General features: G+C 51.7%; 20 protein-coding genes and 2 riboswitches. Of the genes, 17 read left to right on the forward strand and 3 right to left on the reverse strand.

The features are described 5' to 3' along the window. Window positions 1–251: 251 nt before the first annotated feature. Entirely contained in the window at window positions 252–1,166 is a 915-nt protein-coding gene (locus LBO03_06355) for a LysR family transcriptional regulator (GenBank protein MDR3349207.1), read from the reverse strand. A 278-nt stretch (window positions 1,167–1,444) separates the two neighbouring features. Here LBO03_06355 and LBO03_06360 point away from each other — a divergent pair, with 278 nt between their 5' ends. The 15 genes from LBO03_06360 to LBO03_06430 all read left to right on the forward strand — a co-directional run bounded on the left by LBO03_06360 (window position 1,445) and on the right by LBO03_06430 (window position 16,661). Next, window positions 1,445–2,884 (forward strand): UbiD family decarboxylase, encoded by a 1,440-nt coding sequence (locus LBO03_06360; GenBank protein ID MDR3349208.1) that lies wholly within the window; start codon window positions 1,445–1,447, stop codon window positions 2,882–2,884. A 42-nt stretch (window positions 2,885–2,926) separates the two neighbouring features. After that, on the forward strand, window positions 2,927–3,136 hold the full coding sequence (locus LBO03_06365) for a DUF1062 domain-containing protein (GenBank protein MDR3349209.1): 210 nt from the start codon (window positions 2,927–2,929) through the stop codon (window positions 3,134–3,136). Window positions 3,137–3,222: 86 nt separating this feature from the next. Beyond that, window positions 3,223–4,605 carry an anion permease gene (locus tag LBO03_06370; protein ID MDR3349210.1) on the forward strand — a complete coding sequence of 461 codons (1,383 nt, stop codon included), beginning with the start codon at window positions 3,223–3,225 and terminating at the stop codon, window positions 4,603–4,605. Between the two features lie 141 nt (window positions 4,606–4,746). Beyond that, window positions 4,747–5,316, forward strand: coding sequence for a UbiX family flavin prenyltransferase (locus tag LBO03_06375; GenBank protein ID MDR3349211.1), 570 nt, complete (start codon window positions 4,747–4,749; stop codon window positions 5,314–5,316). Further along, window positions 5,310–5,696, forward strand: coding sequence for a hypothetical protein (locus tag LBO03_06380; protein ID MDR3349212.1), 387 nt, complete (start codon window positions 5,310–5,312; stop codon window positions 5,694–5,696). Before LBO03_06375 ends, LBO03_06380 begins: the two co-directional genes overlap by 7 nt. Before the next feature lie 91 nt (window positions 5,697–5,787). Beyond that, window positions 5,788–6,810, forward strand: a complete 1,023-nt coding sequence (locus LBO03_06385; GenBank protein ID MDR3349213.1) for an AAA family ATPase — start codon at window positions 5,788–5,790, stop codon at window positions 6,808–6,810. Window positions 6,811–6,828: 18 nt separating this feature from the next. Continuing rightward, on the forward strand, window positions 6,829–8,403 hold the full coding sequence (locus LBO03_06390; GenBank protein ID MDR3349214.1) for a VWA domain-containing protein: 1,575 nt from the start codon (window positions 6,829–6,831) through the stop codon (window positions 8,401–8,403). Next, the gene (locus LBO03_06395; protein MDR3349215.1) at window positions 8,396–9,031 is read left to right on the forward strand and encodes a hypothetical protein; all 636 of its coding nucleotides are present in this window, start codon (window positions 8,396–8,398) and stop codon (window positions 9,029–9,031) included. The genes LBO03_06390 and LBO03_06395 overlap by 8 nt, the downstream gene beginning before the upstream one ends. A 43-nt stretch (window positions 9,032–9,074) precedes the next feature. After that, window positions 9,075–9,644, forward strand: a complete 570-nt coding sequence (locus tag LBO03_06400; protein MDR3349216.1) for a hypothetical protein — start codon at window positions 9,075–9,077, stop codon at window positions 9,642–9,644. Between the two features lie 209 nt (window positions 9,645–9,853). Then, window positions 9,854–10,606, forward strand: coding sequence for an ABC transporter ATP-binding protein (locus LBO03_06405; protein MDR3349217.1), 753 nt, complete (start codon window positions 9,854–9,856; stop codon window positions 10,604–10,606). After that, on the forward strand, window positions 10,599–12,230 hold the full coding sequence (locus tag LBO03_06410) for an ABC transporter permease subunit (GenBank protein ID MDR3349218.1): 1,632 nt from the start codon (window positions 10,599–10,601) through the stop codon (window positions 12,228–12,230). The genes LBO03_06405 and LBO03_06410 overlap by 8 nt, the downstream gene beginning before the upstream one ends. Window positions 12,231–12,292: 62 nt before the next feature. Then, entirely contained in the window at window positions 12,293–13,300 is a 1,008-nt protein-coding gene (locus LBO03_06415; protein MDR3349219.1) for an extracellular solute-binding protein, read from the forward strand. Between the two features lie 91 nt (window positions 13,301–13,391). Further along, the gene (phnW, locus tag LBO03_06420) at window positions 13,392–14,486 is read left to right on the forward strand and encodes a 2-aminoethylphosphonate--pyruvate transaminase (GenBank protein MDR3349220.1); all 1,095 of its coding nucleotides are present in this window, start codon (window positions 13,392–13,394) and stop codon (window positions 14,484–14,486) included. After that, window positions 14,483–15,307, forward strand: coding sequence for a phosphonoacetaldehyde hydrolase (locus LBO03_06425; GenBank protein MDR3349221.1), 825 nt, complete (start codon window positions 14,483–14,485; stop codon window positions 15,305–15,307). The genes phnW and LBO03_06425 overlap by 4 nt, the downstream gene beginning before the upstream one ends. Next, window positions 15,294–16,661: an aspartate aminotransferase family protein gene (locus LBO03_06430; GenBank protein ID MDR3349222.1), complete on the forward strand. Its 1,368-nt coding sequence runs from the start codon at window positions 15,294–15,296 to the stop codon at window positions 16,659–16,661. Before LBO03_06425 ends, LBO03_06430 begins: the two co-directional genes overlap by 14 nt. A gap of 174 nt (window positions 16,662–16,835) precedes the next feature. Here the strand turns inward: LBO03_06430 and LBO03_06435 are convergent, their stop codons facing one another. Then, window positions 16,836–18,668 (reverse strand): TonB-dependent receptor, encoded by a 1,833-nt coding sequence (locus LBO03_06435; protein ID MDR3349223.1) that lies wholly within the window; start codon window positions 18,666–18,668, stop codon window positions 16,836–16,838. Between the two features lie 148 nt (window positions 18,669–18,816). Continuing rightward, window positions 18,817–18,987: riboswitch (cobalamin riboswitch) on the reverse strand. A gap of 516 nt (window positions 18,988–19,503) precedes the next feature. Beyond that, window positions 19,504–19,758: riboswitch (cobalamin riboswitch) on the reverse strand. 469 nt (window positions 19,759–20,227) lie between these two features. On the opposite strand from LBO03_06435, the gene LBO03_06440 reads away from it, so the two are divergent. Beyond that, complete coding sequence (locus tag LBO03_06440) at window positions 20,228–21,379, forward strand: M48 family metallopeptidase (protein ID MDR3349224.1); 1,152 nt, start codon at window positions 20,228–20,230, stop codon at window positions 21,377–21,379. Window positions 21,380–21,892: 513 nt separating this feature from the next. Here LBO03_06440 and LBO03_06445 read toward each other — a convergent pair. Beyond that, complete coding sequence (locus LBO03_06445) at window positions 21,893–22,255, reverse strand: transposase (GenBank protein ID MDR3349225.1); 363 nt, start codon at window positions 22,253–22,255, stop codon at window positions 21,893–21,895. A 48-nt stretch (window positions 22,256–22,303) separates the two neighbouring features. Between LBO03_06445 and LBO03_06450 the strand changes: the two genes are divergently transcribed. After that, window positions 22,304–22,489 (forward strand): hypothetical protein (locus LBO03_06450; protein ID MDR3349226.1); only part of this gene is annotated, 186 nt, incomplete at its 3' end.

Raw genomic sequence — 22,489 nt, forward strand, 5'->3', positions numbered from 1 at the left:
TCTGTATGTGTGTCCAGCGTTCAGATATTCAATTGTCCGTTTTCTATATTTTTTATCATAGCTCATAGCAATTTTATATTATCAATTTACTGTCACATTTTCAATGCTATTTGACTATAGTTTTGCGGGAAATCCATGCGTGAATGAGAGGAAATTCTTGGCAATTAACGATCCTGCCATTTCTTTGCCTTCCCTTTTTTACGCCAAATCGCCGGTTCTTTTTGCATAAATACGGTTTTTGAGCGGAAAGCCTACTTGGCCCCGGCATCGGGCAGCGCGCACTCCGTACGCCAATATTCCCAGAACGCGCCGGTGATCCTGTTGAGCTTTTTGCTTTTGTGTTTTATCAGGGCTACGCAGCTTGTCAGGCTCTCGTCCAGCGGGACGACCACCAAGTTGGGGAAAATGCCGAAATCGACCAGACGCGGCGGCGCCAGGGAAACATAGGAAACGGTGGACGCCAGCGTTGACATGAGTATTTTATGCCGGGTCGTTTGAAACTTTATCTTGACGGAAAGCTGCTGGCGTTCAAATTCGGACATGACGATATGGTGGATGGCCGACTGCCTGTCCAAGAGGAGCAGTTGCTGGCTGGCTGCCTCTTTGAGCGAAACCGACGATTTTGCGGCCAGCGGATTGTTTTTGTGGCAGACAAGCGATATATGGTCGAAAACATAGGGGATGATGTCGTAGTCGTCCCTGTTGGCGATAGACTCCAGACGGACCAGCGCGATATCGACTATGCCGTCCTGCAGCTCTTTCAGCACCGCGCTTTGGGAGTTTTCGTGCATGTCGAAAGAAATGTTGCGGGTCTGCCTGCCGTTAAAAACGGCGATCTGGTTGGATATGCCGTAAGAAGAAACCACCGGGATGGATCCCATGGCGATGGTCGACTGCGCGGAAACTTGGTACTGCTCAAGCGACAAAAGCATGTTTTCATAATGCCGGAGCATGGAATCGGCATATTGCCGGAAAGCGTCGCCCGCTTCCGTGAGCGATATTTTCTGGTGTTCCCTTTTGAAAAGGACGACTTCCAGCTCGTCCTCCAAAGATTTTATTTGCTTGGAAACGGCCGACTGCGAAAGAAAAAGGTCATAGGCGGCGATGGAAAAACTTTTGGCTTTGGCAATGGCCATAAAACATTTCAACTGGCTTATATTCATCATTGATCGCCTCCCGCCGATATTGCTGAATTGCAGCTTATAATTATGATATTACAGATGGATTTTTGCGGCAACAATTTATGTCGGACAAAACTTCGCGGCTGTGGGCGGCTTGGACGGCAATTATTCCCGGGAGGAATTTCATTATGCCTATCGGGAATTTCTTTATCGGAATAGACGGAATAATTTATAGAATTGCCAATTTTCAACATTGGCTATATATTTTAACAGTAACTTACCCATCCCGTGGGGGAAAGACAAAAAACAAGGAGGTATTTTTTATGGCAAAAGTTTACAAAGACCTGAGAGAGTTTCTCGCAACTTTGGAAGAGGAAGGCCAGCTTGTCCGCATCAAGGAAGAGGTAAGCCCGGAACCGGATATCGGCGCGGCGGGGCGCGCCTGCGCGAACATGAAGGACAAGCCGGCGGTTTTGTTTGAAAAGGTCAAAGGTTACAAGTATTCCGTGGTTACCAATGTCCATGGGTCATGGCAAAACCATGCGCTCATGCTGGGCATGCCGAAAAACACGCCGGTCAAGGAACAGTTCATCGAATTGAACCGCCGCTGGGACAAATTCCCGGTCCCGCCGAAAATTGTCTCCCGCAGCCAAGCCCTCTGCAAAGAAAACACCATTACGGAGAACATCAATATTTTTGAAATTCTGCCGCTTTACAGGATCAACGACCAAGACGGCGGGTTCTTCATCTCCAAAGCCTCGGTCGTTACCGGCGACCCGGAATTCCCGGATGACCTCAATAAATTGAACGTAGGCACCTACCGCATCCAAGTCAAGGATATCGACCGGGTCGGCATCCAGGCGCTGCCTTTCCATGACATCGCCATTCAGCTAAGGAAAGCGGAAGAAGTCAACGAACCGTTGCCCATCGCCATCGCGCTCGGCAACAACCCGCTGGTAACTTTCATGGCCTCTACCCCGGTCGCCTACGACCAGAACGAGTACGAATTCGTTGGCGCCTTGCAGGACGGCGTACCCACCGAAATCGTCAAAGCCGATGCGGCGGAACACCTTTATGTGCCGGCACATGCCGAAGTCGTGCTCGAAGGCTACATTATCCCGAGGGTACGTACCTGCGAAGGGCCTTTCGGCGAGTTTCCCGGCTCTTATTCCGGCGCCAGGAACCAGTGCGAAATAAAAATAACCCGCATTACCCACAGAACCAACCCGATCTTTGAAAACCTGTATCTCGGCATGCCCTGGACGGAGATTGACTATTTGATGGCCCTTAACACCTCCGTGCCGCTTTACAAGCAACTGAAAGCCAGCCTGCCCGAGGTTGAGGCGGTCAACGCCATGTACACCCACGGCATAGGCACTATTATATCGACCAAAGTGCGCTACGGCGGGTTTGGCAAAGGAGTCGCTTTCCGGCTGCTCTCGACGCCGCACGGCATGCCTTACTCCAAAATCATCATCGTCGTTGACGAATTTGTCGACCCGTTTAACTTAGAGCAAGTAATGTGGGCGCTGACGACCAGGGTAAAACCGAGCAAGGACGTCGTCGTGATTCCAAACTGCGCCGGCATGCCGCTCGATCCTTCCTCCAATCCGGCCGGGATGCACGACAAACTCATTATAGACGCGACCACCCCGGTGCCGCCGGAACCCAACCCGCGTTCGGTGGAATTGCTCAAACCGTCGCCCGCCACCCCCAAATGGGAAGAAACCATCAAGAAATTGATGGAAGCGTCGGGCAAATAGGAAAACAATAGAATTTAAACAAAAAAGAGGAGGCAATGCTTTATGAAATGCAAACGTTGTGATGCCGACACGGTCAGGGTAATGACCAAAGCGCCCGTCGGCAGCGCCTGGGAAGTGTATGTGTGCGAAACCTGCGACTATTCGTGGAGATCTACCGAAGACGTGCACGTGAACGACGTGTTCAAGCTCAAACCGGAAAACATCCCCGGCTTGCAGCAGATTCCGCCGGTTCCCGCGCTCAAGACGAAATAAGCGGCATTTAAACATAATTAAACGGGGGGGCCGGCCGAGTACGGTTTGCTCCCCCGGTTTTTGAAAATAATTAAGGAGGTAAAGTCATGGGCAAAAACAAACCGTTGATAGGGCTCGTTTTGGGCATAGCGGTCGCGGCGGCCATTGCCGGCGTAAATATAGACGGCCTTAGCCGTGCCGGGCAGATATGCATGGCGCTTTCTTTCATGACGGTAATTTTCTGGGGCTTCCAAATTGCGCAGTCAGGCTATATTTCCGGCCTGTATCTGGTGCTTTTGGTTGTTTTCAATGTGGAAAAACCGGCCATGATATTTTCCACTTGGACAGGCACTTTGATGTATTTGATCATCGGCGCCTATCTCATCGCCGGAGCGGTCAAGGACTCCGGCCTGGGCGAACGTATCGCCTATAAATTTATCATATCGTATGTGACGTCCTTCAAGAGCATTATTGTGGCGAGCTTTGTCCTTACTTTTATTTTGAGCCTGCTGATTCCGCATCCTTGGCCGCGCGCCTTTTTGATCATGTCGGTTATGGCGGTCGTTATAAAAAGCGCGGCCATACCGCGCGAGGACGCAGTAAAAATAGGCTTTTCGGTTTTCGCGGCTTCCGTGCCGGTATCTTTGATCTTCCTGACCGGCGACGCCGCCATAAGCCCGCTGGCCGTGTCGTTGTCCGGCCAGCAGTTGGGCTGGCTGGGCTGGTTTAAACTGATGGGCCCGCCCAGCATCGTTGTCAGTATAATTACCTGCTTTATGGTTGTGGCTTTGTTCAAGCCGTCAAAGGAAATCAGCATCAACAAAGAAGAAATGCGCGCCAAGCTGGCGGCTTTGGGGCCGATGGGCGCCAAGGAAAAGCGCGCCGCTTTCTGGATTGGCCTCGCCATTGTCCTGTGGATGACCGATACGCTCCACGGCATAGATGTCGGCTGGGTAACTTTCTTTATCGCCATGGCCATGAGCATGCCGAAAATAGGCGACGTACTGACGCCCGCGAGCTGGGCCGGCGTGCCGATACACGTCCTGCTCTTTCTGACGGCGGCGGTGGCGATCGGACGTGTCGGCGGCACGACCGGCATGAACGCCTGGATCGCCCAGACGGTGCTGCCCGCTTCCGTACCGGAGAACCCTTATGTCTTGGCCGCTTTTATCGCGACGGTTTCCATTGTTATCCACATGCTGCTGGGCAGCGTCATCGCCGTCATGGGCATTGTCATACCCGCCATGCTGACCTTTACCAAGCCGATGGGCGTTAACACGCTGATCCCGGCCCTTCTGGCTTATTCGGCGGTGGCCAGCCATTATGTGCTGCCGTTCCAGCATTTGAACATGCTGGTGGGCATGGGCGAAAGCAACGGCATGTATACGCAGAAGGAAACCATTCGTTTGGGCGTACCGTTCATTGTGGTCATTTATATTATGACGGTTGTGTTGGAAGTGCCCTATTGGAAATTGCTCGGATTATGGTAATATAAAAAGCAGGTATTGTTACCGAGCTGACCCACCCCGATGCCCCCGCATCCACAGGCGGCAAGGAGGCGGCGCGGACGCTTGCCGTCCGTGGCGCGCTCCGCATTTGGCCATTCTTAGGTGGCCTTCAGAGGTGTTAAAATGCGTTTGATAGTTGGCATATCAGGGGCGAGCGGCGTAATTATGGGCTATGAGCTGTTGAAAGCCCTGCAGTCGGTTCCCAATTGCGAAAAACATCTGATAATTACCGAAGGCGCGGTTAAAAATTTCGCCTGCGAAACAAATCTTGACATTGCCGAAATCACGGCGCTGGCCGACTGCAACCATGACAACAAAAACATGGCGGCGAGCGTTTCGAGCGGCTCTTTTAGAACCGACGGCATGATTGTCGTCCCGTGCAGCATGAAGACGGTCGCCGGCATCGCGGCCGGGTTTGCCGGCAACCTTTTGCTCCGGGCGGCGGACGTTTGCCTAAAGGAGAACCGCCGGGTGGTCATCGTGCCGCGGGAGATGCCTTTGAGCAGGATACATCTGCGCAATATCAAAGAAGCCGCCGACAGCGGCTGCACCGTAATCCCTCCCATGCTTACTTTCTACAACGGCGCCAATTCTGTTGAAAAGCAAATACACCATATAATCGGCAAGATTTTTATGCAGTTCGGCATCGTTTATGATAAATTCACCGCTTGGGAGGGCTGCCCAAAATGTTGAAAACGTCGCAATTCAAAACTGGGGAGGGATTGCATAAAGTCGCCGCTATGGTTACGCTTTGCGGCAAGGATGTCGCCGTTACAATCGGCGGCGGCGACACGCCGCACGTCGGCGCGGCGGCGCTGGCTTCGCCGCGCCCGAGCTTAAAGAAGGACGGCTCCGTGTCGGCCAGCGCGTCCGTATTGTGCGTAATGGGGCACAAAGACGATATGCCGGCCCGGACGGCGGCTTTGCGGCTGGCAAGCGAGTTAAATGTAAACGTGGCGGTCTCCGTGGGATTGCACATAGACGATGCGACCGAAAAAGACTTTACGGCCATTCAGTCCAATTTTGACGCTTTGATCGACCTTATTGTTCGCAAATTAAAATACGGCGGGTAGATGCCGGCGGGCGGCCTTTCAGGGCTTTGCCGTCCGAAAGGAGCCGCCCCGCGCTCCGGCGCAAATGATTTGAGTCTTAGGGGGGACAGCCATGCCAAACTTGAACATCAGACTGGACCTTGGAAAGATACCGGAAATAGTCGGCCGTTCCGGCAATGAGCTTTTGCGAAGATGCTACAATGTTTTGGACAAAACGCGGTGGCCCATCTATATCGTGGGGCCTTCCGGCTCGGGCAAAAGCGTCATAGCCATGAACATCGCCAAAAAATATTCCGCCGCGCGCAACGTACCCGCCTTTTATGTGCAGCTCAGTCCCGAACAGACAAAAACCAGCCTGATTCTCGGCCTTCGCTTGGACGGCGGCAGCCTTGTCGTCAAAAACGGCATTGTGGCCGAATGTATGGAAGAAGGCGGCGTCATAGTCGTGGACGAGGCTACCCATTCCCTGCAGGAGGTGCTCTTGATGTTCAACAGCATCTTGGACAGGACTTCCGTTACGGCGATCGGCGACAAAATAGTTTACGCCCACGAAAATTTCAGGATACTCTTTTGCGCCAACGACAGCCAGTATTCCGGCAACATAAAACTGCCGCAAAGTTTCGCGCAGAGGCTGGCCTGTTTTTATTTTGACTATCCGGCCGCCGAAGACGAACTGATTATAGTGGACAGAATTATCGCCGACGAATACATGGCGCCGGACAGGACGCCGCGCGAAGTCAAAAAATATATTATTGACCTGATGCGGGAAATGCGCAGCAAAACTTACCCTCTCTCCGTGCGCAATGCGGCCATCGCCGCAGTGATGTGCAACCTTGAGTTGCCAAAGGAAGAAAAAGCCGTTGACGCGGCAGAGGTTGACGGCTATTTTATCAAAGGCAACAACGTGGAAAGTGTAAGAAGGGCGATCGCCGAAAGGCTCGGGGCCGGCAGCGCGGAAAACGTGGCGGCGCTGAACAGCCCGGAAATGGAAAAATTCGTCAAATTTGTCAGCGTGATCGGCGTTGCGCGTTTTAAAGAAATAATTTTGCAAAGTTTCATGTATTACCTTGACGTCGACCTCGGGTTTTACGACCTGCAATTAATAAAGGACAAAATCCAATCCGCTACTCTATGAGGGGGGCCGACTGCCACCATGATCAATTTGTCGGTTATTTGCCCGGAAATGGCGGTCAGGGTAGCAAGGATAGAAACAACGGAAGAATTTTTGTCCTTGCATGCTTTTGCCGAAGTAGACGCTGACACGCCTTTTGTTTTTCTGGAAGACGAAAAGGAAGGCTACGACATTCGTTTCAACATGGAAAAGGTCAAAAGCTTGCACCGCGCAAGCTGGCTTAGGGACTACACGACTCACGAGGTTCTACTGGAAGGCTTTATCATCAGGCAGATAGCGCGGCTGCGCTATAGTGTGCAAAGGGACGCTTTTGACGAAAACTTTCAAACGCACAGCATAAAGATCGGTAAAAGCCCCCTTTATTTTGTTGTCTATGAAATACTGTTTTCGGCCATGAACGAATACAGGCTTTGCCTAGAATTTCCCGAGCTTGCCCGGCGGCTGGAGCTTTTCAGCAGCGCCGTAGTGTTCAGCCATGTTTCCAAACTTAAAAGCATGGGGGCGGATTTTTCCATATTTATACCTTACGCCGACGCCTTGGAAAAACTCGTGCGCTATAACTCCATAAGCGGCGAAGTCGATATGGAGTTCATTAATTTTTGCCTGCCTTTGTGCCTGTCCGCCAAAAGGACCGGATACGCCAACGTCATTGCCGCGGCCAGCCTGATCGAGGAATGGCTGCACGAGGCGACCTATGTCATTGCCGCCGTGCAAGCAAAGGCGGGAAAGCCAATCTTAGGGGAACACGCTTCCTGGTCCAAAGACGTGAGCGCGCGCGGCAAAGAGGAGTTGGACGCCATCGACCGGAACGCTCGCCTGCTTAGCGTAAAAGCCAAATTGGAAGACGTGGCGAAAGAGGTAGGGCTGCAAGCCGGTTCGGGCAGCCTTAAACATAAGACCAACGAAACCACTCTCTTTTTTCTTGACACCATACGCAAATACCATAAAGAAATTTCCGAACTGGAATATATGTTCAAACGCGCCTTTACCAGCATGAAGATAGTGGATTCTTTCGATGGCGACGTAAACCTTTGCAAACAGCAGGCGGCTTACCTGTCTTCCATCACCATGGAAGATGTCAAGGTCTATCAATATTACCGCCAAAGGAAGGTTTCGGTCGACGTCATGATCCTGCGGGACATTTCCGGCAGCACTTTTCTTTTTGAAAAAGAATATGCGGAAGGGATTGTCGAGATTTTGGCGGCGGTAAACAATTTCAAGGGCATCCGTACGCTGGAAATAGATTTTGCCGGGGAAGCCAAGATAAACAAGGGCTTTTCCCAGTCCATTGAAACGGCGTCGCTGTCACCGGTGTCCGGCGGCGGCACTAACCTGCTTCCCGCCGTTCGCCTGCTGAAAGGGCAGACGTTCAAGGGGCGGCGGCGGCTTTTGTTCATCCTGTCCGATGGCGAAATTAACGACCGCGCCCAGGCGGAACAGGAGCTGACTGATTTTTGCGCAAAGAACGAAGTGGAAATGTTTAAAATAGCGCTTGGCGACTTTGCCAACAACGGCTATGAACGGACCGCTATGCGCAACCTGCACAAACTGATCGCCAAAAAGATTCTGGAACGGGGGGGAGCGGAAGATGCGTAAAAGCCTGCGGTGCCCGCACGGACTGCCGATCGCCATAACCATGGAACAAGGGGTGGCAGTTTACCGGCATATCGAGGACGGCGAATACTGCCAGCCGATGAATTCTTTCGCGACAAGCCCGGAAGACATATTGCGGCTGATGATCGGCTCGATCCTCGACAACAACGAATTCGCCGGTTTTTTGGAACTGGGACAGAACCTCAGGGAATTTGAGGCTTCCATGGCTGACGCCGGCCAGGGCAGCAAAAACCGCTTCCATGAGTTTGCCATCATGTTTAAACGCAGCAAAAACGTCCGGGAGATGGTTTATCAAAAAATCGCCAGCCTGAGCGCGGAGAAAAAAACCATCCCCTGCGCCCAGAAGTTATTTTCCCTGGTATTGGTTGTGCTGTCCGGCGAAAAATTGTTTGCAAAGGAACGCGAATTTAAAATGCTTGTCGCGGAATTTATCGTCAGCTACGGCTTCGCTTTCGGCCGGGCGCAGCCACGGCTGGCCATCTGCGGGGAAGCCGGCGGGCAATATGACCGCCGGCTGCGCTTTTTGGAGCAGGAAATAGCATTTCAGAAAAAGTACGTTTACAACCTGCGGACAAGCGACAAATACGATATAAGCAGTTGGGACGCCTGACGTTTTTACTTGTTTTTCACAAATTTCCGCCTTTGGTTTTTACATGGGGCAGATACAATTTGAATATGCCGGGGCGAAACACGCCCGCCCCATTGAGCGGATAGACGGGCTGCTGTCCTATCCGGCCTTACGGTATCTTTGGGCCTTGCGCGGGAAGGCCCAAAGCGGCTGTTTTCGCCTGAACAGCGAATTTACGGACGCTTTTTCCCAACTGCGGGAACTGCGCGCCGCCTTCCTGTCGAAACATTATGAAAGCGGAAAGGGAGCCGCCCTTTTTCGGCAGTTTCCCCAACGGCTCGCGGAAAAGGCCAAAGCCATGCCCGTGCATACGAGCGAATTGGCGATAGGCGCCGCCGACATGGACGGCTGCATGCCAAGCGGCCTGACCGGCGACTTTTGGAACCGGCTTTTGCGGAAAACGCAGACAGGCGAATTGAAAAATTCCCGCCCGGAACTTTTGGAACACCTGCATGGAATCTTGCCGCAATCAAATTTTTCGATACGGCAATTTCCGAAAATTCTTTGGGCGCGGCGGCGAAGGTCATTGGCCGGCTATTTTGGCAGTGCCTGGCCCAAGGGACATGTGCGGCCTGAACCCTGCCGAATGTTTTAAAATCCTCCGCGTTTAGCGGGGGATTTTTTGCCAGACAGGAAAAAGCGTTTTGGCAATATGAAATGACTGCATTTAGATATATATGCAAGAACTTCAAAGATTGATTGTATAAAAAGGCTGAATTTTGCGACATTATATTGTTGTTGACAAATAGAATTTTGCAATTATATAATAAATAATAATTAAATATGCCGAAGGGGGCGGGCTTCTTGTTGGATGTAAGAGAAGTAGGCAAACTGTACGGCGGAAGATATGTTTTGCGGAACATAAATTTTCAGGTACAGGACGGGGAAATTCTTTCTATGCTCGGTCCCAGCGGCAGCGGCAAGACGACCCTGCTCAATATTATATTGGGCATTGTACGCATGGACGAGGGCTACATCTGTTTTGATTATGTGGATATAAGCGATGTCCCCATGGAAAAACGAGGGTTTAACATCGTCTTTCAAGATTATGCGCTCTTTCCCAATTTGAACGCTTATGAAAATATTACTTACGGGCTTCGCAACAATCCCAGTTCCATGACGGCGGAGGAATTGGACAGCCTGATTGATTTTCTTGAACTTAGGCCGCACCTGCCCAAAAAGATATTCCAACTGTCCGGCGGGCAAAAGCAAAGGGTGGCGCTTGCCCGCACCTTGGTTACCCGGCCGAAGATACTGTTATTGGACGAGCCCCTTTCCGCCTTGGACGGCATCATCAAGGAGACCATTAAAGAGCGCATCAAAGCTATCACCAAAAAATTCAACCTGACGACGATCATCGTAACCCACGATCCGGAAGAAGCCCTGACCATGTCGGACAAAGTGCTCATAATCGAAAAAGGGGAGGTGGCGCAATGCGGGACGCCGCGTGAAATCGTCAGCAAACCGGAAAATGATTTTATCGAAAGTTTTATCCTGCGCCAGCTTCAGGTAAAACGCGACAACATTTACAATTTGTTCAGCGAATGTCATGCTTAATAAAAAGAACGCGGAAGTGAAAATCGCCTTCTTTCTGATATTGGTTTTTTTCGCCGTGTTTTTGGCCATGCCGCTTTTGACGCTGCTTTGGAAATCCTTCCATACCGAAGGCGCCGTTGGCCTTGCTAATTATATTAAAGCCATTAAAGACAAACAACTGTTGGCCGCCTTGTATAACAGCGTGCGCGTGTCCTTTGCCGCGGCGGTCGTTACTACCTTGCTGGCTTTTTTGCTTTCTTACGCCATGAACTATACCACCATCGGCTTTTGGTGCAAAGAATTTGTCAAAACCGGCGTTGTCCTGCCAATGCTCCTTCCCAGTATAACTTACGGCTTTGCCATTATTTACTCTTTTGGCAAGCAAGGGCTTATCACCAAGCTGCTTGGAATTGAACTCTTCCAAATATACGGACTCAACGGGCTTTTGATCGGGTATGTCATCTATACCTTGCCGCCCGCTTTTTTGATTTTGAACAATGCTTTCACTTACGTCGACAGGAAATTTGTCATTATTTCCAGCCTTATGGGCGACAATTTCTGGCGCGGTTTCAAAAATACGGCGCTGCGCCCATTGCTGGGCGCCATAGGCGGCGTGTTTGTGCTTTCTTTCATATTGAGTTTCACCGATTTTGGCATACCGGTGTCCATAGGCGGCACATATAACGTTATAGCCACTTACCTGTTTGAGGTGATGCTGGGATCGATCCCCGATTTTGACAGCGGCTCGGTTATAGCCATGCTGATGCTGACGCCGGTGATTTTTGCCGTTTGGCTTTTAAACTATCTGGAGAAATTCAACTTTCACTATGATTTGGCCGGACAGTCGGAATTACCAAAAAAACGGCTGCGCGACAATATCATGGCCGCTTTTTCCCTGCTGGTCACCATTGCCGTCCTCGCCGTGTTCCTGGTGATGTTCATAGCTCCTTTCATGAAAAATTATCCCTATGACATGACGTTTACTACGGAGTTTTTTACGAGCATGGTTACCGCCGGCGACACGCGCTATATTTACCTCAATTCGGTGCGGGTGGCTTGCTGCAGCGCTTTTTTCGGCACTTTGCTGGCGTATCTCGCGGCGGTTGTAAACATCCGTTCCCAAATCAGCCCCAAAGCCAAAATAACCGTGGATGTTTTCGCCATAATGACCAACGCCGTGCCGGGGATGGTTTTGGGCCTGGCCATGCTCTTTTTCTTCAACGACAGCGATTTGAAAGGTTCTTTTTTGCTTTTGATTATATGCAATATCATACATTTTTTCACTACCCCTTACCTTATGGCGAAAAACTCCCTTTCCAAGCTTAATCCGGCTTGGGAGACAACGGGCGCTCTGATGGGCGACACCTGGCTGAAAACGCTGGCGCGGGTCATTGTCCCCAATTCCAAATCTACGCTGATCGAGATGTTCAGCTATTACTTCATCAATGCGATGGTAACGATCAGCGCCATCATCTTTTTAGTATCGACCGTTACTTCCGTTTTGACCAGCAAGATAAAAGAACTGCAGCATTACGCGCAGTTCAATGAAATTTTTGTCCTTTCCCTGTTGATTTTTGCCACGAACATAGTCGTCAAGCTCGGCTGCGACCTGTTCAGCAGGAAAATTTCGGCGCGCAAAGGCTGAAAGCCTTTCCGCCGTTATTTTATATAAACGGACGAAATTAAAAAACGGGAGATGAGGCGGTTATGATTAAAATCAGGGTACAAGCGGTGGCGGCAGCGGCGCTGGTTGTTTTGCTGGCGGTTGCGGCGGCCGGCTGCGGCGGCGCGCCCGCCGAAAAAGCGGCGCAAAAGATTGTTGTCTATACCAACGCGGACAAAGAAGCGGTAGACGCCATGCAAAACAGCCTTAACAAAGCCGGCTACGAGGGAAAGTACATCGTCCAGACTATGGGAACGTCCGAACTTGGCGGAAAATTGTTGGCGGAAGGCAACAAAATAGAAGCCAATATTATCACCATGAGTTCTTATTTTATCGACAGCGCCCAGCAAAAAAACAACATGTTTGAAAAAATTACTTTTCCTGTTAAAACCATCGGCAAGACCTCCGATTTCTACGCGCCGATCCTTGGCAACACGGGAGCCATTTTTGTCAACACGGAAGTGATGAAAGCCAAAAATCTGCCCATGCCAAAGTCCTTCAAAGACCTGGCGGACAGCAAATACGCCGGGCTTGTTTCCATTCCCAACATAATGAATTCTTCCACCGCCTGGCTGCTGACATTGGGCGTCCTCAACCAGTACGGCCCCGACGAAAGCAAGGAAATACTCGGAAAAATCGTTAAAAATTGCGGCCCGCACGTAGAAAGGTCAGGTTCCGGGCCCATCAAAAAAGTACGCGCCGGCGAGGTGGCCGTTGGTTTTGGCTTGCGCCATCAAGCGGTAGGCGACAAACTCGCGGGAAAACCGATGGACTTCGTCGATCCTTTGGAAGGCAACTATGACCTTATTGAAGCCGTCGCGGTCGTAAAAAAGCCGAATCAGCCGGAGGCGGTCAAACTGTCCATGGAAATGGCCAAAGTTATTGTCGAAAAAGCCAGGCCGGAACTTTTGAAACTGTATCCGGTGGCGCTTTACGAAGGGGAAAAAGTCGATGCCGCCAACAAGGTCGGCAATCCCAAAGAACTGAAAGAACCGCTGACTGTGGAGTTGCTCACCAAACACCAGGAATTTTTCAAAGCGGCCACGCAGTAATTTTTGGCGCCCCCAACGCGGCCGGACGCCGGACGCCCCGTTTGGCCGGCGTCCGGCCGAAGCAGTTGACAAAAGCAAGGAGGCTCGTTTGATGAACACATACAAACTTCTGACCCCCGGGCCGCTCACCACTACGGAAACCGTCAAGGCGCAGATGCTCGTCGATCGCTGCACCTGGGACGACGACTATAAGTCCATCACGCAAAAAATCCGCCGCGAACTGCTGGCGCTCGGGAAAGTGAAAGAGGGCGAATATACCAGCGTACTGATGCAGGGAAGCGGCAGCTTTGGCGTGGAAGCCACGCTGACTTGCGCGATCGGGAAAGATGACAAATGCCTTTTTGTCATAAACGGAGAATATGGCAGGCGAATGGTAACAATTGCGCAATACGCGGGCCTCAATCATTCGGTTTACTCTGCCGCGTTTGACGAAATACCGTCGGGTGCGGCGGTCAAAGGCCATTTGGAAAAAGACGGCGGCATTACGCACATAGCTATGGTACACTGCGAAACCACTACGGGAATTTTGAACCCGTTGGACGAGGTGGCGGCCATAGCCAAACAATACGGCAAGATATTGATTGTTGACGCCATGAGCAGTTTTGGCGGCATTCCGATAAATATCGGCGCCCTCGGCGTGGATTTTTTAATCAGCAGCGCCAACAAATGCATACAGGGGGTGCCGGGGTTCAGTTTTATCATCGCCAGAACGGGCGCGATAGAAAAATGCAAAGGCGTTGCCCGCAGCCTTTCGCTTGATATTTACGATCAATGGGCGGCTATGCGCAAAGACGGAAAATGGCGCTTTACCTCGCCGACCCACGTTGTGGCGGCTTTTGCCAGGGCGCTGGACGAACTGGAGACAGAAGGGGGGATAAAGGCCAGGCACGAAAGATATAAGGCAAACAACGCTTTGCTGCGCAAAAACATGAAAAACATGGGATTTACGGCTTATCTTGACGAAAAAATCCAGTCCCCGATCATCACGACTTTTGTTTTTCCCGCGCCTGATTTTAATTTCCCGGCTTTTTACGAATACGTGAAAAGCCGCGGGTTTGTCCTCTATCCCGGCAAATTGACCGAAGTTGACACTTTCCGCATCGGAAACATAGGCGAAATTTACAAAGACGATATTGAAAAACTGTGCGCGGCCATCAAAGACTATATGGAAGGGAAACACAAATGACAACGGAGAAAATTGAAGGCGTCGTCTTTGACTGGGCCGGCACTACTGTCGATTTCGGCTGTTTCGCGCCGGTAAACGCTTTTTTGCGCATTTTTGCGGACGCCGGCGTTTCCGTTACCTTGGATGAAGCCAGAAAGCCTATGGGCATGCTGAAACGCGACCACATCAAAACCATGCTGGCCATGCCCCGCATAGAAGCGCTTTGGCGGGAGAAAAAGGGGCGCGGCTTCGACGACGCGGACGTAAACGCCCTTTACGCGGACTTTGAGCCGATTTTGCTCTCCTCGCTGGCGCGGTATACCGAGCCTTTGCCCTATGTCGTGGAAACCACAAACATGTTGCGGGAAAAAGGCTACAAAATAGGTTCCACCACCGGTTATACTGACGGCATGATGAAACTGGTAACCAAAGGGGCGCGCGACAATGGCTATCAGCCGGATTGCTGGGTCACGCCTGACTCTACGGGGTCAATGGGCCGCCCCTATCCTTACATGATCTACCGCAATATGGAAAAGTTGCGCCTTGCCGCGCCCTGGCGCGTGATCAAAGTAGGCGACACCGCATCCGACATAAGAGAAGGGCTGCAAGCGGCCGTCTGGTCGGTGGGCGTAGCGGCCGGCAGTTCGGAAATGGGGCTTGGCCGCGCGGAATTTGAAAGCTTGCCGGAGGATGGCAAAAAGGCGGCCTTGGCGCGGACCAGGGAGCTTTTCGCCTCTTACGGGGCGCATTTTACCATAGAAACAATGAAAGAACTGCCCGCCCTTATCGAGCGGATAGACGGGCTGCTGTCCCAGGGCCAGAGGCCTTATGGCCGCTTTTGACTTTGCGCGCGAAGGCGACGTCAACGAGGGCGGTTTGCGGAAAGAATGGCGGCAGGCGCTGGACGGGGAGACGGACGCCCTTTTGCGCGAGGACGAAGCCGTTTTCCTGAAACAGTCCATGTCCACGCCTTGCCTTAATGTTATAGCGGACGCGCGGGGGTGCTATATTTTTGATCTTTCCGGCAAGCGCTATCTTGATTTTCACGGCAACGGCCTGCACCAGGTCGGCTATAAAAACGAGCGCGTAATCAGGGCGGTAACTGAACAAATGGCGCGGCTGCCGTTTATACCCCGCCGCTACACGGCGGAAATCGCCGTGCGGGCGGCGGAAAAACTGATTGACAAAACAACCGGCAAAGATTTCCGCGTTCTTTTTACGCCGTCAGGAACGGCGGCGGTGGGGATTGCCCTGAAAATAGCGCGCAAAGTTACCGGCCGGCACAAAGTCATTTCCCTGTGGGAATCTTTTCACGGCGCCAGCCTGGACTGCATAAGCGCGGGCGGGGAATACATCTTCAAAAAAGACATGGGCCCGATGCTTAGCGGCAACATACGCGCCATGCCCTACAACGCCTACCGCAACCTTATAAACAGCGAAGACCCGGAAAAGGTAGCCGCTTTTTGCCTGGCCCATATGGAATATATCATAGAAAACGAAGGGGAGATCGGCGCCCTGCTTTTGGAGCCGATACGGGCCACCGACATACACATACCGCCGCAAAGCTATTTTGCCGGCTTGCGCGCTTTGTGCGACAAACACGGCATGCTCCTCGTTTTTGACGAAATACCTACCGCGCCGGGGCGCAGCGGCCATTTTTACGTTCATCAAAGATTCGCCGTGGAACCCGATATCGCCGTATTGGGCAAAGGACTTGGCGGCGGCGTCGTTCCCCAGGCGGCGGTGCTGGCCAAGAAACATTGCGACATAGCGCAAGACATCTCCCTCGGGCACTATACGCATGAAAAACCGGCCTTGGGCTGCGCCGCCGCCCTTGCCGCCATAGAGTATATCGACGCGGAAAAACTGCTGGCTAAATGCGCCGCCCTTTCCGCTTTTGCGCAAGATAAGGCGGCGAAGCTGGCGGAAAAATACGCCTGTGTCGGCGACGTGCGCATAGCCGGATTGCTGATTGCCTTTGAATTGGTAAAAGACAGAAAGAGCAAAGAAAAAGCTATCGGACTGGCGGAAAAAGTGCTTTATTACTGCTTAGAGCGCGGCCTGTCTTTCAAGCTGTCCGCCGGCAACTGCATAACCTGGCATCCGCCCCTTATTGTAACGGAAAAAGAACTGGCCTTCGCCTTTGCCTTGCTGGAGGACGCCCTGAAAGCCTGTGCGCCGAATTCGTCCGTCTGAGTAAGGCGTGCTTTGCCGCGACGCTTTGGATGGCTCTTTATATCTATATCGTCGGGAAAAAGAACTGGAGAACTCCAAGCGGCGAAAAAAGGCGGGCAGGCCGCCGATAAAGCCAGCTGTTCCCGGCTGTTGTTGTGGCAAAACCACCCGCGAGGCGGGTGGTTTTGCGTTTGTTCAACGGAATTTTATCTCCCAGCCGACGAGGAAGCTTATGCCATTGGCGGGGTAGCCCGTCCTATAATGATATTTATGGTCGAGAAGGTTGTAAATGTTTAAATAGACTTTCTGGTTTTCGGCGATCTGATAACGCGCCGTTGTGTTTACCACGGCGTGTCCGGGCAGGTTTTGTGATGGATACTGATTCTGGTCGTTGGCCGATAGGGAATCAATCATGACCGACTGCGAATATTTCCGGTTGGCATAATGGAGGCCAAGGTGGAACTGGTTTCTCCGCTCGCTATAATAATCGCTGGCGTCGGAATCTATGTAGGTATAATTGACGTCCGCCCGGAAATGGTTGCCAAGCACGCCGGTCCAGGTAACCGCCGCCCCATTGGCCTGATAACTGCTGATGTTTTGTGGAGTCCAGAGCGTACCATAGCCCCCCGAAACATCCTGCCAAACAATCCGATCTTTTAGTAACCGCCGGAAGAAACTGACGCTTACGCTGTGCTTGTCGCCAAATTCTTTTTTCAAGCCTGTTTCAAAAGTCCAGCCAGTTTCCGGTTTCAAATTGGGGTTGCCAAACATTCCCATGCCAGAACCCCAATCTTCGTACCAGTAAAGATCGTCGAAATCCGGCGCGCGGAACACCTTGCCCCAATTGGCGAAAAAGCTGGTCTTGTCGTTGATTTTGTACAGGCCGCTGATCTTTGGCACGGCCTTGTTGCCGAAATCGTTGGTCATTTCATACAATAAACTGGGGGTGAGGATAAATTTGCCGATGCCAACCTGATCTTGCAGGAAAAAATTCCTTTTCCAACGTTTGCGTTGCCCTTCGTAGTTCGTGCTTTCAATCTCCGCCACAGATAGGTCGGTGCCCCAGGACAGGAGGTTGTTGCCGATCTTCCGGCTGTCCTGATAGGAGAGGCCGTGGGTTTTTTCCTTGTGCGCGAATCGAGTGGAATAGGATAAACCTTTATAATCTCGGTCTTTATAATAATATTGCAGACGAAAATCCGACTTGTTGTAGCCTATGGACAAGATTTGATTTTCCGCCTCGCTGCGGTCAAACAAACTCGGGGAGGTTATCGTGCCTGGTTCACCGGCTTTGTGGCGTATATAATTATAATTGAAAAACAGATCGCCGCCGCCGGCCTGCCTTCCTATGCGCAGGGAAAGGTTTTTGTCGTCATCTCGGCTGTTCGGCCGGTAACCGTCGGTGGCATAATAAACGCCGTTCAGCCGCCAGTCCCATTTGCCGTTGCTCCCGGATGTGCCCAATCTGATCTCGCGCTGCCGATCGTCGCCGATGGCTATGCCAAAGTTGGCGGATGGTTCCCGCGTCCCTTTTTTGGTAAAAATCTGGATTACCCCGCCGACCGCGTCCGCGCCGTACAAGGCCGAATTGCCGCCGCGCGCTACTTCGATGCGCTCGATCGCGTCTAAGCTTATGGCGAACTGACTAAGGTCTATGCTGCTTGCGCCGGATGTTCCCTGTGTCGGGTTTATCCTTACCCCATCAATCATCACGACCACAATTTCCGAGCCGTTGATAAAAGGAGTAGCCGCCCCGGTGCGCCCGTAGCGCACAACGGCGACCCCCGGCGCGCCTTCGAGGGCATCCGCCAAAGATATCGCCCCTTTTCTTTCAATGTCGTCCGCCGTTATCACCGCCGTTTCAGCGGCGATGTCCAAAGGCCTCCGCTTGGTGCGGGTGGCGGTAACGGTTACCGGATCAAGCTCGAACACTTCTTCCGCCGCGTTTTCCTTTGCCAGGGCGCTCCCCTGCAATAGCGACAGGCTTAAAAATACCCCCATACCCAACACTTTCTTGCTTTTTCTCATTTTAGCGCTTACATCCTTTCCTGTTTTTATCTATCCCAATCACCGGGCGGCCCGGAGCATCGGCCAAAAAATTCCCTCCCAGCCAAGCTGAAAGGGAAGCGGGACGGCAAACAGCCAAATAAATCCTGCCCTATCGCTCGTAGGGTGGCACGATGAACTTTCAACAGGCGAGACTCCTGGCTCCAGATCGCCGCGCCTTGCGCTTTCAGGGATTGTTCCCGAAAGTTCAGGCCGCCGGTCTGCTACAGTGGCGGGACCGCGCCGGCTTTCAACCGGCTTGCATCTCAAGTCCTGACGGGCTTCTGTTGGTTATTTAGAGGTAACATTATCTATATTCTGTTACTTGCCGTAATTGTTAAAACATCGGCAGATAGCGTACAAAGCGTACTGTAAAACATGAATAGAGTCTGACGTCAACAAAACGCCTTTCCTTTGCCGCATTGCAACCACCAGTCGCAATGCGGCTTTTTCATTTTCCGGCATCTGTTTTATCAGTAACAGAATATAGAAAGTGTTGCCTAAAGCCGTTAATATATGAACTGTGGCTTATATTTATGCGCTGCGGCTTGTCTGCCGGGACGCCTGCGGGGATTGCCCGGGTTTTGGCTTGTTTTGCGTTGTTATGCCGGATTTTCTGCCTTTCCCTTGGCGCAAAATCCCGGCCGGGAACATAAAAGGCCCCTTTGCGGCAAGGCAAAGAGGCCGATACTTTTGCGCAATGTTCCCCTTTCTTTGGCAGGAAGGCACATAAAAACAAGCCTCCGTGTCAAAGAGGCTCGCCTAAGGCAAAATGAAAACACCTGCGTTTGCTACCTCTCCGTCTAACTGCGGATCAAACAGCAATAATACGGCAGACAATTCTTCTGGACTCGGGTTTCATTGTTTGGAAAGCCTTCCCGCAGATAACCGCCCGGCAACTTCCGTTGCCCAACGCTTTATCCCAGTGACATTTCGGAACCGCCCCCAACCGGGCAATCCCTATCCGCGCTCCACCTTACAGCGGCGTAACCGTGCCGGCGCGCGTGGCCAAAGGCCATCCGCCGGCGTTCCTTATTAAGCCCTTGCGGGCATCTGCCATATTACTTATGAACTTGTGCCGGAACTACTGAAATTCTGCTAAACAAAGATTAACACAGTTGATTTTTGCTGTCAAGCGGATTTTGCCGATAAAAATTTTTAAAACTCAAAAAAATTTTCCGCTTCATAATATGCTATTCCCATTGAAACATTGATTTTTAAAATATTGAATTGACTGATGCCCAAAGGCAATATCTGTACTATAATAAAAATAGGATGCGCAGATGCGCGGCATGGTAAAGTTGCCCCGCCGATTTTCGCCGCCGTGGCCGCAAGCGAGCGTTAGCAGCCGCCATAATTAATGCTGTTCTCAGATCAAAATCACACTTTCTTGCGGCCGATTTCCCACCCCGCTTTGCCCCAAAGCCGCGCCGAACCTACGGATTCGCCTGCGTTTTGCGCCGCGCAGGGCGGGAAATTATCTCGCAAATTTAAATCATGTTTTAATCCGGGAGCAGCACAATTGTAGCCAGGAGGGATTTATGTTGCTTTTAAATTTCATTGTTATACGCAAAATGTTGGTGGCGTCTCTGGCATCGCTATTAGCTTTTTCCTTGCCCTTGCGGGCGGAAGCGTCCGGCAAAAACGATGCGATAGGAACCGTTCTGGCGGTCATCGTTACCCAGGCACAGGCGCGGCGGGCGCTCAATTATATGGACGGCGAAGGGCGGCAGGAACTGCTGGAAGAATATAAAAAATCCGAAGGCGTGGAGGACGACTACGGCATGAACGCCATGCTGGGCAGGATTATGGGCAGGATGAACCCCATTATGCTGCGGGAAAACCCTTCCTTGAAAGACAAGCCCTACAACTATTTCGTCAATCGGCAGGACTATTTCAACGCTTTCTGCGCTATCGGCAACAACCTTTCCGTTAACAGGGGGGTATTTGACTTCTGCCAGCATAACGAAGACGAAGTGGCCGCCGTGGTGGCCCATGAACTTGGGCATGGGCAAAAGCGCCATCCGCAAAGCGGCGCGAAAAAAACGCTCAACCTTTTAATTGCCCGGGAAATGTTGACTATGGGCGCCAGCCAGGGAACAACGGCTGTCGTTGGCCTGGCGGCAAACCACATCAAGGCTTCCGGCATTACCAAACCCAAGGAGAAGGAAGCCGACAACCTTTCCTTCGGCTACATGGCGGCTGCGGGTTACAACGTAGGCGCGCCCGCCGCTGTCTGGCAAAGGATACTTGACAAACAAGACGAGGTGAAAAAGGATTTTTTTGCTGCATTGCTCAACCCGTCCACCCATCCTGGCACAAAGTGGCGCAGGGACAATTTTTCCCACAAGCTTACCGAGTACAGCAACGGGCAGGTCAGCGTGGAAGCTGAAACAGGAGCGGTAAAAGTCAAAGGGCATGTCTTTATGAAGCCGGCAAGCTATGCCGGCATGAGCGGACTGGAACGCGCCTATCTGATAGCCGGCCGGCTCGCCCGCCTCTGCCGGGAGGATGGCGCAGTTTTAACCGGCGCCGTGGCTGACGGCGGCGCGGTCAAGATAAAGGGGGCGATTATCGTTGCCCCGGGCGCGGGCGACCCTGACGCGGCCACGCTTGCGGCCAAACTTAACGGCATCGGAACCGCCAAACCGACAGCGGAGAAGAAACAGCGCAAAACGGCAGAGCCCGCATAGGGGCAAGCGCCGGAATCAGGGGAAACCCTCATATCGCAATAGTCTTCGCGTTATAACTGATTTTATAATCATTAGACTGAATTACTATAATCGGCGCGTTGGCTAAGCAATTCATGGTTTGCAAAGTGTAATGGATATTCGCCGCGGCCAAAATGGCAGCGGCGTGGCGCGCAATGTCTATGATTATAACTGCTGGAAATTTGTCCTTTCGGCCTATTTTTGACAAGAGCATTTGCCGAAACGTCCAAGTTGCCTGCCAAAAACAAAGCCGCCGCTGGCTTAAGCGGCGGCTTTTAATCATTGGGGGTCTAATTCCCCGCAGCTTTGCTGCATAATATTTGGCTGCCTATGGCCAAGATATGAGTGGAATTTGCGGACAAACTCACTACCCCGCAAGGCGCAAAACCTGAGGAAACCAAAAGCCCGCCAAAGATTTTGATTAGGCCTTGTTTAAAAACGATTTACTTAAGCAAAATGGCAATAGCCGCGAGAAACACAAAGGCGAGGAAAGAATTATCCGACTTGTCGTAGCGGGTTGCAACACATCGAAACCACTTGATTTTTTTGGGAAAAACATTCAACCAAATGGCGCCCCTTGTAGACGTGTCTGTCGTAGTCCCACGGCTGTTTCACGTTGGACGGCGGTGGGATTGTGTGCCGCCCGTTGCTCAAAACAATGAAATCCCTGATCGCTTTTGCGCCATAAGCCTTGTCACCCAAAACATTGCTTTGCGAGACGTCGGTTTTGGCAAGCAACTTGATGGCATGTGAGGAGTCGTGTTCATTCCCCGGCGAAAGCAAAAACTCCACCGGGTTGCCCAAGCCGTCCACAATTGCGTGTATTTTTGTATTAAGGCCTCCCTTTGAACGCCCCACTGCCTTTAGATAGATAAATGTTATAATGGCACCATAGGAGATGTCATTATGGTGCCATGTAAAAACTGCAAGTCGGAATCAACGGTAAAAAACGGTATTGTCAGAGAAAAACAGTGGTACAGATGCAACAAGTGCGGTTACAATTTCGTTGAAGGCGATGACAGGACGAATGAAAAGATTGCGGCAAAAAAGGCCATGTGCGTACTTTTGCATTCCCTTGGCAAAGCCTCATTC

The organism is Acidaminococcales bacterium, from assembly GCA_031290885.1.
In the GTDB taxonomy this organism is placed as follows: Bacteria; Bacillota; Negativicutes; order Acidaminococcales; family JAISLQ01; genus JAISLQ01.